Raw genomic sequence first — 424 nt, forward strand, 5'->3', positions numbered from 1 at the left:
GCATGGGCCAGGGGCGAGGGCATGCCGCGCAGGCGCTGATTCACGCGCTGCATATGGTCCCACGCGCGCTGGTGTTCGCTGTGGGCGTTCAGCCATTGCTGCCAGGCCGCTTGCTGGCGAGGGTTGAGCGCGCCTTGCTGCATTTCCATCAGCCAGTGCACGGCTTGTTCGGCGACTTGAGTGGAAAAATTCATAGGGCGAAATAGCAGCGCATGGCCGCTTTGTTCAGGTGGCGTTTGACGGTGGCGATGGAGATGCCCAGTTCAGCGCCGATTTGTGCGTAGGTCAGGCCATCCAGCTGGGCCAGCAGGAAAGCGCGTTTGACCTGCACGGGCAGGCCGTCGAGCAGCTGATCCAGCTCCACCAGGGTTTGCAGGATGATTGCGCGTTCTTCTTCCGACGGCGCGACGTGCTCGGGCATGTG

General features: G+C 62.7%; 2 protein-coding genes. Both read right to left on the reverse strand.

Annotated elements, in window-relative coordinates; all coding sequences use genetic code 11:
- On the reverse strand, positions 1–194 hold a 194-nt coding region (locus tag ACOQFL_RS22840), incomplete at its 3' end, for a DUF4880 domain-containing protein (RefSeq protein WP_435546261.1).
- Positions 191–424 (reverse strand): sigma factor-like helix-turn-helix DNA-binding protein (locus ACOQFL_RS22845; RefSeq protein WP_435546262.1); only part of this gene is annotated, 234 nt, incomplete at its 5' end. The genes ACOQFL_RS22840 and ACOQFL_RS22845, both read right to left, overlap by 4 nt.

The organism is Actinopolyspora sabaoui (assembly GCF_051225635.1).
Lineage (GTDB): Bacteria > Actinomycetota > Actinomycetes > Mycobacteriales > Pseudonocardiaceae > Actinopolyspora.